Consider the following 13,999-nt stretch of genomic DNA (forward strand, 5'->3'; position numbering starts at 1 on the left):
GCGGTGCTGCGGCGCAGTATGCCCGTTCGCGGGCCGGCTTTCGTGCATGCCGGGTGAAGGGTGGCCGCTCCCCGTGCCCACGGCGGATGCCGCACAATGCTCGCGTTCATGACCACCGGGACCCCGAGCCGCCGATGGCCTACCAACAAATCGTCTTCCTGCTGATCCTTGCCGGCGGACTCTACCTGTTCATCAGCGAACGGCTGCGCGTGGATGTCACCGCGATGCTGTTGCTGCTGGCGATGGTAGTGACCGGCGTGCTGGATCCGGGCGAAGCGTTGTCCGGCTTCTCCAGCGAGCCGGCGATCATCGTGGCGGCGGTGTTCGTGATCTCCGGTGGCCTGGCCGCGACCGGCATCACCGAGCGCATCGGCCAGTGGATCGGGCGCGCCGCCGGCCACAGCGAGGCGCGCGCGGTCGCGGTGGTGATGCCGGCGGTGGCGGCGCTGTCGGCGTTCACCCACCACGTCATGGTCACCGCGATGATGCTGCCGATCCTGCTGCGCTACGCGCGCGAGCGGAAGCTGGCGGCCTCGCGCCTGCTGATGCCGATGTCGCTGGCGGCCTCGCTCGGCACCACCCTGACCCTGGTCAGCGCGCCGGCGTTCCTGCTGGCCGACGACATGATCGAGCGCACCGGCAGCGAGGGCCTGGGGATCTTCTCGATCACCCCGATCGGCATCGCGCTGGTGCTGGTCGGCATCATCTACATGCAGCTCGCGCGCTGGCTGATCCCGCGCCACTCCGGCAGCGGCGCCGAGGAGGACTACCTGCGCCTGGAGCGGTACCACACCGAGTTGCTGGTGGTGGAGGGCTCGCGCTGGAGCACGCGGCCGCTGGCGGAGCTGCAGAAGGCCCTGGGCGACAGCTTCCGCCTGCGCGGCTGGCTGCGCGAGGGCCGCCGACGCGACGACCTTGGTCCGAACAGTCCCTTGCTGGCCGGCGACGTGCTGCTGGTCGAGGCCGCCGCCGACGAGCTGATGTCGCTGCACGAGGACGCCGGGCTCGACCTCAATGCGATCTCGCGCTACGGCAACAAGCTGGGGGAGAGCGAGAACGCGCAGCTGGTGCAGGCGGTGGTGGCGCCGGGCTCCGAATTCCTGGGGCGCTCGATCCGCGAACTGGACTTCTCGCGCCAGTTCGACGCGGTGATCGTGGGCTTGTGGCGACGCGAGGGACCGGTCGCCGACCGCCTGTCCGATGCGCGCCTGCGCGAGGGCGACGCGCTGGTGCTGTGGGGCCAGCCGCAGCACTTCAGCGACATGGCCAAGAGCCACGGCTTCCTGATGCTGGTGCCGTTCAGCGGCGAGGCCAAGAGCCGCGTGCGCGCGCCGCTGGCGCTGACCATCCTGGGCCTGACCGTGCTGGCCGCGGTGACCGAGTTCCTGCCGGCCTCGCTGGCGTTCCTGGCTGGCGCGCTGGCGATGGTGGTGACGCGTTGCGTGGACGTCGGCCGCGCCTACCGCGGCATCGACGTGCGCATCTTCGTGATGATCGCCGGCGTGATCCCGCTCGGCATCGCGATGGAGCAGACCGGGACCGCGGCGCTGCTGGCGCGCGGGCTGCTGTCGGTGGTGGAGGGCTGGCCGCTGCTGGCGGTGCTGCTGGTGCTGTTCTCGGCGGCGGCGCTGCTGACGCAGATCCTGTCCGACTCGGCGACGACGGTGCTGCTGGGGCCGATCGCGATCTCGCTGGCGGCCTCGCTGGGCCAACCGCCGACGCCGTTCGTGGTGTGCACGGCGCTGGGCGCGGTGGTCGCGTTCCTGACGCCGATCGGGCACCACGGCAACCTGCTGATCCTGGGCCCGGGCCAGTACCGCTTCATCGACTTCCTGCGCATCGGCCTGCCCCTCACCACCGTCATCGCCCTCGTCAGCGCCTGGCTCTCCCAATGGCTCTGGCTCGGCGGCCCCCTCCTTCCTGCCTTCGGCTGATCTTCTTTCGCCACAGATTTCACAGATGAAAAAGGATTTGGTTCGTGGCGATCGTGCCGATCACTGCGAAACCATTGCTTTTAAATCCTTTTCAATCTGTGGGATCTGTGGCTAAAAGAGTTCTTGTTGGGGGGACGGTTTGCGAGGGGGTACGAACTTGGTGGTGTCGAGGGGCGGGAGGCCGGTGTAGCCGAGGCGGGCGCGGGCCTTGCGGAAGCGTTGCTTGAGCAGTTGCGCGAAGGGGCCTTCGCCGCGCATGCGGGTGCCGAAGGCGCTGTCGTAGTCCTTGCCGCCGCGCATCTGCTGGACCAGGCTCATCACGTGCGCGGCGCGTTCGGGGTAGTGCAGTTCCAGCCACTCGCGCCAGATCTGCTTGAGTTCGTGCGGCAGGCGCAGCAGCACGTAGCCGGCCGAGCGCGCGCCGTGTTCGCGCGCGGCCTCGAGGATGTGTTCCATCTCGTGGTCGGTGACCATCGGCACCACCGGCGCCACCATCACCCCGACCGGCACCCCGGCGTCGGCCAGCGCGCGCATCGCGCGCAGCTTGCCATGCGGCGCGGTGGCGCGCGGTTCCATGCGCGCGGCGACGTGGTTGTCGAGCGTGGTGATCGAGAAGTGCACCTCGACCAGGCCATCGCGCGCCATCGGCGCCAGCAGGTCCAGGTCGCGCTCGATCAGGCCGCCCTTGGTGACGAAGTGCACCGGGTGCCGGCACTCCGCCAGCACCTCCAGCACCTGTCGCGTGATCCGGTACTTGCGCTCGATCGGCTGGTAGGCGTCGGTGTTGATGCCCAGCGCGATCGGGCTCGGCACGTAACCCGGCCTGGCCAGCTCGTGGCGCAGGCGCTCGGCAGCATTGGGCTTGGCGTAGAGCCGGGTCTCGAAGTCGAGCCCCGGCGACAGGTCCAGGTAGGCGTGCGACGGCCGTGCGAAGCAGTACACGCAGCCGTGCTCGCAGCCGCGGTACGGATTGATGGACTGGCTGAAGCCGACGTCCGGCGACTGGTTGCGGCTGATGATGCTGCGCGCGCGTTCCTCGCGCACCACCGTGCGCGGGGGCGCCTTCGGTTCGCCGTCGTCGTCGAACGCGTCCGCGTACACCGAGCCCCAGCCGTCGTCCTCGCCGGTGGCGACGGTCTTCTCGAAGCGTCCGGCCACGCGCGAGGCGGCGCCGCGACCCTTGATCGGCGCGGTCGGCTTGCGCGCGTCCACGGGTGCATCTTCCATCGCCACAGCCTACCCTTGGGGCGTCGCAGGTCGCGCGACCCGCGCCTGACCCGTTCACGGAAAAGCGTCCACGGAACCGCATGCTCGACGCCCTGCAGGATCTCTGGCACTGGTTCGTCGCGATTCCCCACCTCGGGGTCTACCTGGCGGTGGCCTGGATCGCCTACGTCGTCGGCCTCGGCGGCTGGATCGTGCTGCAGAAGCGGCCGCCGGTCGCGACCCTGAGCTGGCTGTTCGGGCTGGCCGCGATCCCGGTGCTGGGGGTGGCCATCTACATCGTGTTCGGGCCGCAGCGGATCCGGCGCCACCGGCTGCGCCGCCGGCGGTCGCGGGTGAGCCTGTCGAACGAGCAGGTCGAGGCCGCCGGCGAGGCCGAACTGGCGACGCTGGCGCAGGCGACCAGCGGCCTGCCCGCCAGCACCTGCACCGACGTGCGCCTGCTGGTGGACGGCGGTGCCACCTACGACGCGCTGCTGGAGGCGATCGCGTCGGCGCGCGAGCACGTGCACCTGGAGTACTACATCTACGCCGCCGACCGCACCGGAACCGCGCTGCGCGACGCGCTGGCCGAGCGCGCGCGTGCCGGGGTCGCGGTGCGGCTGCTGCTGGACGCGGTCGGGTCGGCCGGGATCCCCCGCGATTTCTTCGCGCCGCTCACCGACGCGGGCGGCGAGGTTGCCTGGTTCCACCCGATGCAGTTCGGCCGCATCTGGCAACGCACCTGGATCAACCTGCGCTCGCACCGCAAGATCGTGGTGGTGGACGGCCGCGTCGGCTTCACCGGCGGCATCAACATCACCGACGAGCAGAACGAGCGCCTGCGCGCGGATGCCTACCGCGACCTGCACGTGCGCGTGGAGGGCGACGCGGTGCGCGGCCTGCAGGTGCTGTTCGTCGAGGACTGGGCCTACGCCACCGGGCAGCGCGACTTCATCGCCTCGGTGGTGCGGGCAATGCCGCCGCGAAGCCCGGGTCCGATCTCCGCGCAGGTGGTCGGCTCGGGGCCGGACTCGCCTTGGGAGGCGATCCACCGGCTGCACGTCGGTGCGATCCATGCCGCCAGCCGGCGCGTGTGGCTGGCGACGCCCTACTTCGTGCCCGGCGAGGCGGCGATGATGGCGTTGACCTCGGCCGCGCTCGGCGGGCTCGACGTGCGCGTGCTGGTGCCGCGCAACAGCGACTCGCGGCTGGTGACCTGGGCGGCGCGCTCGTACTTCGACGAGCTGCTGGCGGCCGGCGTGCGCGTGTACGAGTACGGGCCGCGCATGCTGCACACCAAGGCGCTGCTGGTGGACGACGACCTGGCGATCGTCGGCAGCGCCAACTTCGACTCGCGCAGCTTCAGCCTCAACTTCGAGGTCTCGATGGTGTTCCGCGACGCCGGCGTGACGGCCGACCTGGAGCGGCTGTTCAACGGCGACTTCGCGTCGGCGCCACGGGTGCGCCCGGACCGGCCGGTGCCGCTGTGGTCGGTGCGCCTGCCCGAGGCGCTGGCGCGGCTGCTGTCGCCGGTGCTGTAGGGGCGCGGGGCGGCGCGCTAGACTGCGCGCGATGACCGTGCTCAGCGTCAACGTCAACAAGGTCGCGGTGCTGCGCAACTCGCGCGGCGGCCAGGCCCCGGACGTGGTCCGCGCCGCGCGCACCTGCCTCGACGCGGGCGCCCACGGCATCACCGTGCATCCGCGTCCGGACGCGCGCCACATCCGCGCCGACGACGTGCTGGCGCTGGCCGCGCTGTGCCGCGAGTACGGGGTCGAGTTCAACCTCGAGGGCAATCCGTTCGCGCCGCCGCGCGAGGGCTACCCCGGCTTCCACGCGCTGTGCGCGCAGGCCCTGCCGGCCCAGGCCACCCTGGTGCCCGACGGCGACGGCCAGCTCACCAGCGACCACGGCTTCGACTTCGCCGCCGACGGGGCTCGCCTGCGCCCGCACGTGGCGGCGCTGAAGGCGCTCGGCTGCCGGGTCAGCGTGTTCGTGGACCCGGGCGACCCCGGCGTGGCGGAAGCGGCGGCCGTGGGCGCCGACCGCGTCGAGCTCTACACCGGGCCCTTCGCCGAGGCCTTCGCGGCCGGCGCGCCCGACCCGGCCGCGGCCTGCGCCGAGAGCGCGCGCCTGGCCCAGGCCGCCGGGCTCGGGGTCAACGCCGGCCACGACCTCAGCCAGGCCAACCTCGGCGCGTTCCTGGCCGCGGTCCCGGGGGTGCTCGAGGTGTCCATCGGCCACGCCGTGATCGACGAGGCGCTCTACGCCGGCCTCGATGCCACCGTCCGCGCCTACCTGCGGATCCTCGCCGCCGCGTGAGGCAAAAAAAAGCCGCCCTCGAGGGGCGGCTCAACAAAGGTAGGTAAGCGTCTTGCGGTTTACTTCTTGACGAACCCGATCTTCTGCATCTGCGCGTTGCGGGCCGAAGCCAGCACCTGCGCAAGGATGCCGTACTCGGCCTGCAGGTCCATGTCGATCTGCAGCGTCGGCTGGTTGCCGGGATCGCGCTGGACCTCGGTTTCCATCATGTTGCGCAGCGCCGACAGCGGAACCGGGCTCTGGTTCCAGTAGACCTGGCCGACGGAATCGATGCGCAGGTCGATCGGCTCCGGCGGATCACGCCGGTTCTCCGGCGGATTGAGCGACTTCTGCGGCAGGTCGATGTCGATGGGGTACGACAGGATCGGCGCGGTCACCATGAAGATGATCAGCAGCACCAGCATCACGTCCACGAGGGGCGTGACGTTGATGTCGCACATCGCCGAGTTGGCACCGCCGGAATTGCTGGAAAAGGCCATCGTGCGTACTCCTCAGCGCGGCCGGACTTTGGTGGCCACGAAGCCGACCTTGCGGATGCCCTGGGCCTGCGCGGTGTCCACCACCTGCTTGATCGCCTCGTAGCGGGTGGTCTCGTCGCCGCGGATGTTCACCGCCGGCTGCGGGACCTTCTGCGCCTCGACCGAGAGCTGGCTCTCGAGCAGGTTGGGCGGCACCGGCACGTCGTTCCAGTACACCGTGCCGTTCGAGGTCACCGTGATGGTGATCGGCGGCGCGGGCGGCACCGATTCGTCGCGGTGGTCGAGGTTCGCCTGGGGCAGTTCGACCTTGATCTTGTGCGACATCAGGGGCGCCGTGATCATGAAGATGATCAGCAGGACCAGCATCACGTCCACGAGGGGCGTGACGTTGATCTCCGACATCGGTGCGCCGGCTTCGTTACCGGTACTGAAGGCCATGGGCCTGACTCCGTGGTGCTGTTCGACGTATTAGCGCTTGTTGGCCACTTCGCCGACGCGCGAGCCGGTGGCGAAGAAGTCGTGCAGGTCGTGCGCGAACGTGTCGAACTGGTTGTAGGTGACGCGGTTGAGGCGGACGAAGAAGTTGTACGCCAGCACCGCCGGGATCGCGGTGAACAGACCGAGGGCGGTCATGATCAGCGCCTCGCCCACCGGGCCGGCGACGGCGTCGATGGAGGCCTGGCCGGTGGCGCCGATGCGGATCAGGGCGCCGTAGATGCCCCACACCGTACCCAGCAGACCGACGAACGGCGCGGTCGAACCGACGGTGGCCAGCACGGTCAGGCCCGACTCCAGGCGCATGGACTCGCGGGTCACGGCCTGGCGCAGGGCGCGGTCGACGAACTCGGAGCGGTTCAGCGACTCGGCCAGGCGCGAACCGTCATGGCGCTGGTGGTGCGCGGCGGCCTGGGCGGCGTCGAGCGCGATCTTGGAGAACGGCTCGCTGCGCGGCTGCTCTTCCATGTAGCGGATCGCGTCCTGCGCGTTCGGGGTCTCCCAGAACGTGCTGACCACGCGGTCGGCACTGCGGCGCAGGCTGATGTTCTTGAACGTGTTGATGACGATCCAGTAGACCGACATCGCGGACATGACCAGGAGGGTGAGAAGCACCACCCAGGACACCGCAAAGGCGCCCGGGTCGGACATCATTTCCTGGAGCAGATGGTCCATGCCCATCTGCGTCAGGGCGGAGGCGGCGTTGCCCCCGGTCGCAGCGGCGGCTTGAGTGGTTTCCTGCAGCATGACGCTTACCTTTGGATGTTGTGGTTTGGGATGTTTACAGCGGTGGAGCGGTGACGCGGGCGACCAGGTCGCCGCCCGTATGGGTTTCGGTCGTTACTGGATGACGAAGTCCACCGGGACGCGGACGCGGCCGCCGACGGCGCGGCCTCCGGTCCTGCCGGGATTGAAGCGCCAGCCGCGGGCCGCCTTGATCGCGGCGCGATCGAGGTTGCGGTTGCCGCTGGAGCTTTCCACCTGGACGTCGGTGGCGTTGCCGTTGGCGTCCACGGTGATGATCAGCACGACCTGTCCCTCGATGCCGCGGCGGCGCTCGGCCGGCGGGTAGACCGGGGGGTTCATGTTGCGCGAGGAGATGTCGAGGCTCGCGCCGATGTCCGGCTGCGGCGCGGGCGGCGCCGGGGGCGCCGGCGGCGGGGCCGCGGTGTCCATCGGCGAGGGATCGTCGAACACCACCGGCGGTTCCGGCGGCGGCGGGATCGGCGGCGCCGGCTGCGGCGGGGCGAGCTGCTTGATCTCCTGCGGCTTCGGCGGCTCGGGCGGCGGCGGCGGCGGCGGGGGCGGCGGCGGCGGCGGCTCGATGATCACCACCCGGGTGACGTCCTCTTCGGCCTTCTCCTGGCCCGGGGGCGAGACCGGCGCCAGCAGCAGCAGCAGGGCCGCAGCGTGGACCGCAATCATCAGGGTGTAGCCGGCGATGCGGGGCCAGTTCAGGCCGCCATCGCCATCGTTGTTGCGTTCGCTCGTCGGCTCGGCTTGCGTCATGCGGGGGAAACTCGGGTGTGGCCGGGCGCGCCTGCGCCGCGGGAAAAGTCGGCCCGCGGCCGTTTTCGGCCGCGGGAACCTCTAAGCTTATACCAATCCTTCAGGCCGATACCAACCTGCAGGCACGGGAACTGGGACGCCCTACCCGCCTCCGAGCAGCTTGCGGGCCTGCTCCGGTTCCTGCACGCCCTTGTCGAGCGCCTGCTGGGCGGCGGCGGCCGCTTCGGCCTTCCGGCCCGCCTCGTAATAGATCTTGGCGAGGTTGAGGGCGGCTTCGCCGTTGTCGGCGATCGGGGCGGCGCGCTTGTACATCTCGATGGCGCGCGCGTCGTCGCCGTCGTAGTACGCCTTCTGGCCGAGGACCATGTAGTCCTTGGCGAGCTGCGCGTTCGGCTGGATGACGCCCTTGGCCAGGCCGTCGTCGATCACCTTGAGCGCCTCGGCGTCGCGGTCGGAGTTGATGTAGCTCACGTACAGCGCGCGGTACTCGTTGGGCGTGGAGAACATGCCGCGGGCCTGGGCGTCGGCGAGCAGCGCCATCGCCTTGTCGTCCTGGCCGGCCTGCTGGTACGCGGCCACGGCGTTCATCATCACGGTCTTGTCGTCCGGGTGCGCGGCGAGCTGCTCCTCGTAGAGCTTGGCCGCCTCGTCGTAGCGCTCGAGCTGGATCAGCAGGCCGCCGCGCAGGGTGCGCGCCTCGACCTTGTCGGTGCCGGTCTCGGCGATGTAGCGGTCGATGGTCTCCAGCGCCTGCTCGTACTGGTTGAGCCCGTACTGCACCGCGGCCAGGTTGAACATCACGGTGTAGTGGTTGTTGTTGTCCAGGCCGTTGGCGGCGAGCGCGTTCTGGAAGAAGGTCACCGCCTTCGCGTCGTCGTCGTTGGAGCTGGCGGCGTTGCCGGCGAGCAGCCAGGCGAAGGCCTTCTCGTAGGCGTTGGCGTCGGGATCGGCGCCGACTTTCTCGGCCAGCGAAATGGTGGTCGCGTAGTCTTCCTTCTCGAACGCGTCCTGGATCTGGCGCAGCTTCTTGACCCCGTTGCGGGTCGCCTTGGTCTCGGGCTCCTCGCGGGTGGCCTTGGGATACAGCTGCTCCTGCTGCTCGGCCTTGCCGGCGTTGGCCTTGGCGCGGGCGGCATCGCGCTTGGCGCGCATGCTCTGGCGACCGACGCCGTAGTCCTGGGAGAAAGCGTCCGGCACGCCGGTCGCGAGCATCATCACCGCGACCAGGGCCATCGGGATGCAACGGAGGGACAGGCTCTTGCGGGGGGTGTTCATTGCGCGACCTCGTCGTTCATGTGCAGTCCGGCCGCGGCCCGAGCCCCGGTCGAGCCGGTCACGCTATCAGAAAAACCCTACATCGCGCATCTTCCGCGACGGTCGTTCAGCCACACGACGGGCGGCTGCCGCTGGCCCTCGCCTGCTCGTAGACCGGCACCAGGCCAGCCGCGCGGCTGCGCAATTCGCCGATCCGGGCGTTCGGGTCCGGGTGCGTGGAGAGCCATTCCGGGGGCCGGCTGCCGCCCGCCTCGATCATGTTCTCCCACAGGTTCACGGCGGCGCGCGGGTCGAAGCCGGCGCGGGCCATGAGCTGCTGGCCGACCACGTCGGCCTCGGTCTCCTGGGTGCGCGAGCCCGGTAGCAGGAAACCGGTCTGGGCGAGGATGCTGCCGCCCTGCACCGCCGCGTTGGCGATGCCGCTGCCGTAGCGCGAGCCGAGCAGGCCGCCGAGCAGTTGCACCACGCCGGCGGCGCCGGCCTGGCGGGTGATGCGCTCGTTGTGGTGGTGGGCGAGCACGTGGCCGATCTCGTGCGCGACGACCGCGGCCAGCTGGTCCTGGTTGGTCGCGACCTTGAACAGGCCGGTGTACACGCCGACCTTGCCGCCGGGCAGCACGAAGGCATTGGCGTCGTCGTCCACGAACAGCGTGGTTTCCCAGCCCTGCTGGCGCCAGTCGGCCGGCAGCGCGGCGACCAGGTCGTTCACCACGCAGCGCACGTAGGCGTTCTGGCGGGAATCGCGGCTCTGGGGCTTCTGCGCCTTGAGTTCGGCGTAGGCCTGCGCCCCGAGCTGGTTGAGCTCGGCCTGCGAGACGGCACCGACGTACTGGGTGCGGCCGGTGGGCGAAGTGGTGGTGGCGCAGGCGCCGAGGGCGAGTGCGATCGCGGCGGAGAGCAGGAGGGATTTCATGGGGGGCCGACTCCATTCAGGCAGGAGGCCCTTGTACCGGGATTTGGGCGAAGGGGGTGTAAAGCTTGCCCCTCATCCGCCCCCTGCGGGGGCACCTTCTCCCCGCGGGCGGGGAGAAGGGACGGCCGCGGGCTGGTCTAGATGTCGAGGTTGGCGACTTTCAGGGCGTTGTCTTCGATGAACTCGCGGCGGGGTTCGACCACGTCGCCCATCAGGCAGCTGAAGATCTGGTCGGCGGCGACCGCGTCCTCAATCCGGACCTGCAGCAGGCGGCGGGTGTCCGGATTGACCGTGGTTTCCCAGAGTTGCTCCGGGTTCATCTCGCCCAGGCCCTTGAAGCGCTGGATCTGGCGACCCTTCTTGGCTTCCTCGAGCAGCCAGGCCTGGGCCTCGGCGAAGCTGCCGATCTCCTGGCTGCGGTTGCCGCGCACGATCACCGCGCCGTCGCGGACCAGGCCGTGCAGGTGCTGCGCGGCCTCGCGCAGCGCGCGCAGTTCGCCGCCCTCGAAGGCCGCCACGGGCAGCACCTGGACCATGTCCTGGCCCATGTGCAGGCGATGGATGACCAGGGCGGCGGGGCGCGTGTCCGTCGCCGCCTCGAGCTCGAGGCGGTAGCGCGGGCTGCCGAGCCCGCCGCGGTTGAGGCGCTTCTCCAGCGCGTCGAGCTCGTGGCGCTCGTCCACGTTCTGCTCGAGGTGCGCGGAGTCCAGCGGGGTGAAGTCGATCAGCGCCTCGAGCACGCGCGGGTCGAAGCGGTAGGCGTTGCGTGCGATGGCCTCGCGCGCGCTGGCGTAGACCAGCAGCAGCTTCTCCAGCGCCTCGCCGCCGATCGGCGGCTCGCCCTCGGCCGGGATGAGCGAGGCACCCTCCACGGCGTTGCCGGCGAGGTAGGCGTTGAGCGCCGCATCGTCCTTCAGGTACAGCTCGCTCTTGCCCTGCTTCACCTTGTACAGCGGCGGCAGGCCGATGTAGACGTGGCCGCGCTCGATCAGCTCCGGCATCTGCCGGTAGAAGAAGGTCAGCAGCAGCGTGCGGATGTGGGAGCCGTCCACGTCCGCGTCGGTCATGATGATGATCTTGTGGTAGCGCAGCTTGTCGGGGTTGTACTCGTCCTTGCCGATGCCGGTGCCGAGCGCGGTGATCAGGGTGCCGACCTCGGCCGACGACAGCATGCGGTCGAAGCGCGCGCGCTCGACGTTGAGGATCTTGCCGCGCAGCGGCAGCACCGCCTGGTTCTTGCGGTTGCGGCCCTGCTTGGCCGAGCCGCCGGCCGAGTCGCCCTCGACGATGAACAGCTCGCTCAGCGCCGGGTCCTTCTCCTGGCAGTCGGCGAGCTTGCCGGGCAGGCCGGCGATGTCGAGCGCGCCCTTGCGCCGGGTCAGGTCGCGGGCCTTGCGCGCGGCCTCGCGCGCACGCGCGGCGTCGATGATCTTGCCGGTGATGGCCCTGGCTTCGTTCGGGTGCTCCTGCAGGAACTCCTCCAGGCGCGCGCCGAAGGTGTGCTCGACCACGGGGCGGACCTCGGAGCTGACCAGCTTCTCCTTGGTCTGGCTGGAGAAGCTCGGGTCGGGCACCTTCACCGACAGCACCGCGATCATGCCCTCGCGCATGTCGTCGCCGGACAGGTTGACCTTGGCCTGCTTCGCGATCCCGTTCTGCTCGATGTAGTTGGTGAGCGTGCGGGTGAGTGCGGCGCGGAACCCGATCAGGTGGGTGCCGCCATCCTTCTGCGGGATGTTGTTGGTGAAGCAGAACATCGTTTCCTGGTAGGAGTCGGTCCACTGGATCGCGACTTCCACGGTGATGCCGTTCTCCTCGCCGCTCACCGAGATCACGTTCGGGTGCAGCGGGGTCTTCATCTGCGCCAGGTGCTCGACGAAGGACGCGATGCCGCCCTCGTACTGGAACACGTCGCGGCGACCGTCGCCGCGCTCGTCCACCAGCGTGATGCGCACGCCGGAGTTGAGGAACGACAGTTCACGCAGGCGGCGCGCGAGCACTTCGTAATGGAACTCGGTATCGCTGAAGGTCTCCTCGGACGGCCAGAAGCGGACCAGCGTGCCGCGCTTGTCGGAAGCCTCGCGCTTCTCCAGCGGCGCCACCGGCTCGCCCAGCGCGTATTCCTGGTGGTGGTGGAAGCCGTCGCGCCAGATGTCGAGCGTGAGCTTGCTCGAGAGTGCATTGACCACCGACACGCCGACGCCGTGCAGGCCGCCGGAGACCTTGTAGCTGTTGTCGTCGAACTTACCGCCGGCGTGCAGCTGGGTCATGATGACCTGCGCGGCGGACACGCCCTCTTCCTTGTGGATGTCCACCGGGATGCCGCGGCCGTTGTCGCTGACCGAGACCGAACCATCCTGGTGGATGCTGACCACGATGTCGTCGGCGTGGCCGGCGAGCGCTTCGTCGATCGCGTTGTCCACCACCTCGAACACCATGTGGTGCAGGCCGGTGCCGTCGTGCACGTCGCCGATGTACATGCCCGGGCGCTTGCGCACCGCCTCGAGCCCGCGGAGGACGGTGATCCTGCTGGAGTCGTAGTTGCCGTTGCCGGCTTCGGCGATGGGTTCGATGGCGGTCTCGTGTGCTTGCGACATGCGCTTTTGCGGGCTCCCCGGGACGCGCTGCGCGCGCCTGCGGGGCGCGCGTAACGGACACATTAGCTATGGATGCTCCAAGTATACCAATCGGGGCCGGCGCACGGAGCGGCTCAGGCAGGCGGCGAGGGCATTCCTTCAGCTGCCGTGACCGCCCCATGTTCCACGTGGAACATCTGCACCGGCAGCCCGGCCGGGAGCCCCGGGGGCGGTTCGGTGCCGGTGATCACGACCTGCGCTCCGTACCCCGCCAACCGCTCCAGGACCATGGCCTGGTGGGCCCGGTCCAGCTCCGAGGCCAGGTCGTCCAGCGCCACCACCGGCCATTCGCCGAGCGCGGCGGCCAGATACTCGGCCTGCGCCAGCAGGGCGGCCAGCGCGGTCAGCTTGCCCTGCCCGCGGGACAGCGCGTCGCGCCCCGGGATCCCGGATTGCTGGATGCGCCAGTCGGCGCGATGCGGGCCGACCGACGTGAACCCGGCCGCCAGGTCCCGCTCGCGGGCCAGCAACAGCGCATCCGACAGCGGCAGGTCGTCACGACGCCAGCCCGGCTGGAACTGGAGGCTCCACTTCCCGGCTTCCGGCAGCAACGCCTCGCCGGCGGCGCGCAGGAACGGGGCGAGCTGCTCCAGGTAGCGCTCGCGGTAGGCGGTGAGGGGTTCCCCGGCCCGCACGAGTTCCCGCTCCCAGGCGTCGAGCTGTCCCGCCTGTCCGCGGGCCTTGAGGAGCGCGTTGCGTTGCTTGAGCGCCCGCGAGTACTGGCGCCACCAGCCGAGGAACTCCGGTTCCACGTGGAACAGGCCCCAGTCCATGAACCGGCGGCGCTGATCCGCGGCCCCCGTGACCAGCGCATGGCTGCCCGGCTCGAAGGTCACCACCGCCAAGGCTGCGCACAGATCTCCGAGCTGCCCGAGGTCCGCACCGTCCAACCGCCCTTCCCAGGTCCCACCGGAGTGGCGCAGGCCGGCGCGGCGGGTGCGCTTGCCGCCGGCGTGCTCCTCCCACTCGACGAAGACCTCGACCGCTTCGGCTCCGGCGCGGACCAGACCGTCGCGGACCCGCCCCCGGAAGCTGCGTCCGTAGGACATCAGGTGCAGGGCCTCGAGCACGCTGGTCTTGCCGCTGCCGTTGGCACCCGTGAGCAGGTTCAGGCCGGACGCAGGCGCGAGGCTGCCACTTTCGAAGCGGCGCAGGTTGCGGAATTCGAGGCGGGTCACCCGCACCGGCGCGCTCCCGCAAAAGCAGAACGCCCGGACCAGGCCGGGCGCT

12 protein-coding genes are annotated in these 13,999 nt (G+C 70.1%); 3 read left to right on the plus strand and 9 right to left on the minus strand.

Annotated elements, in window-relative coordinates; genetic code table 11:
• The first annotated feature begins 134 nt into the window (after positions 1 to 134).
• Entirely contained in the window at positions 135 to 1,934 is a 1,800-nt protein-coding gene (locus tag E4F25_RS08065; protein ID WP_140909643.1) for an SLC13 family permease, read from the plus strand.
• A gap of 111 nt (positions 1,935 to 2,045) precedes the next feature.
• Here the strand turns inward: E4F25_RS08065 and E4F25_RS08070 are convergent, their stop codons facing one another.
• Complete coding sequence (locus E4F25_RS08070) at positions 2,046 to 3,161, minus strand: PA0069 family radical SAM protein (RefSeq protein ID WP_140909644.1); 1,116 nt, start codon at positions 3,159 to 3,161, stop codon at positions 2,046 to 2,048.
• Positions 3,162 to 3,241: 80 nt separating this feature from the next.
• Here E4F25_RS08070 and cls point away from each other — a divergent pair, with 80 nt between their 5' ends.
• Positions 3,242 to 4,681, plus strand: a complete 1,440-nt coding sequence (gene cls, locus E4F25_RS08075) for a cardiolipin synthase (RefSeq protein ID WP_140909645.1) — start codon at positions 3,242 to 3,244, stop codon at positions 4,679 to 4,681.
• 31 nt (positions 4,682 to 4,712) lie between these two features.
• Positions 4,713 to 5,462, plus strand: coding sequence for a pyridoxine 5'-phosphate synthase (locus E4F25_RS08080; protein ID WP_140909646.1), 750 nt, complete (start codon positions 4,713 to 4,715; stop codon positions 5,460 to 5,462).
• A 59-nt stretch (positions 5,463 to 5,521) separates the two neighbouring features.
• Here the strand turns inward: E4F25_RS08080 and E4F25_RS08085 are convergent, their stop codons facing one another.
• The 8 genes from E4F25_RS08085 to recF all read right to left on the minus strand — a co-directional run bounded on the left by E4F25_RS08085 (position 5,522) and on the right by recF (position 13,953).
• The gene (locus E4F25_RS08085; RefSeq protein WP_140909647.1) at positions 5,522 to 5,941 is read right to left on the minus strand and encodes an ExbD/TolR family protein; all 420 of its coding nucleotides are present in this window, start codon (positions 5,939 to 5,941) and stop codon (positions 5,522 to 5,524) included.
• 12 nt (positions 5,942 to 5,953) lie between these two features.
• A complete protein-coding gene (locus tag E4F25_RS08090) occupies positions 5,954 to 6,379 on the minus strand; it encodes an ExbD/TolR family protein (RefSeq protein ID WP_140909648.1) in 426 nt (141 codons plus the stop codon).
• A gap of 30 nt (positions 6,380 to 6,409) precedes the next feature.
• Positions 6,410 to 7,183: a MotA/TolQ/ExbB proton channel family protein gene (locus E4F25_RS08095; RefSeq protein WP_140909649.1), complete on the minus strand. Its 774-nt coding sequence runs from the start codon at positions 7,181 to 7,183 to the stop codon at positions 6,410 to 6,412.
• Between the two features lie 93 nt (positions 7,184 to 7,276).
• Entirely contained in the window at positions 7,277 to 7,945 is a 669-nt protein-coding gene (locus tag E4F25_RS08100; RefSeq protein ID WP_140909650.1) for an energy transducer TonB, read from the minus strand.
• Between the two features lie 141 nt (positions 7,946 to 8,086).
• The gene (locus tag E4F25_RS08105) at positions 8,087 to 9,220 is read right to left on the minus strand and encodes a tetratricopeptide repeat protein (protein ID WP_140909651.1); all 1,134 of its coding nucleotides are present in this window, start codon (positions 9,218 to 9,220) and stop codon (positions 8,087 to 8,089) included.
• 106 nt (positions 9,221 to 9,326) lie between these two features.
• Entirely contained in the window at positions 9,327 to 10,133 is an 807-nt protein-coding gene (locus tag E4F25_RS08110) for a M48 family metallopeptidase (RefSeq protein ID WP_140909652.1), read from the minus strand.
• 137 nt (positions 10,134 to 10,270) lie between these two features.
• Complete coding sequence (gene gyrB / locus E4F25_RS08115) at positions 10,271 to 12,730, minus strand: DNA topoisomerase (ATP-hydrolyzing) subunit B (RefSeq protein WP_140909653.1); 2,460 nt, start codon at positions 12,728 to 12,730, stop codon at positions 10,271 to 10,273.
• Positions 12,731 to 12,843: 113 nt separating this feature from the next.
• A complete protein-coding gene (recF, locus tag E4F25_RS08120; protein WP_140909654.1) occupies positions 12,844 to 13,953 on the minus strand; it encodes a DNA replication/repair protein RecF in 1,110 nt (369 codons plus the stop codon).
• Positions 13,954 to 13,999: the final 46 nt, after the last annotated feature.

This window comes from Cognatiluteimonas lumbrici (assembly GCF_006476065.1).
Taxonomy (GTDB): domain Bacteria; phylum Pseudomonadota; class Gammaproteobacteria; order Xanthomonadales; family Xanthomonadaceae; genus Cognatiluteimonas; species Cognatiluteimonas lumbrici.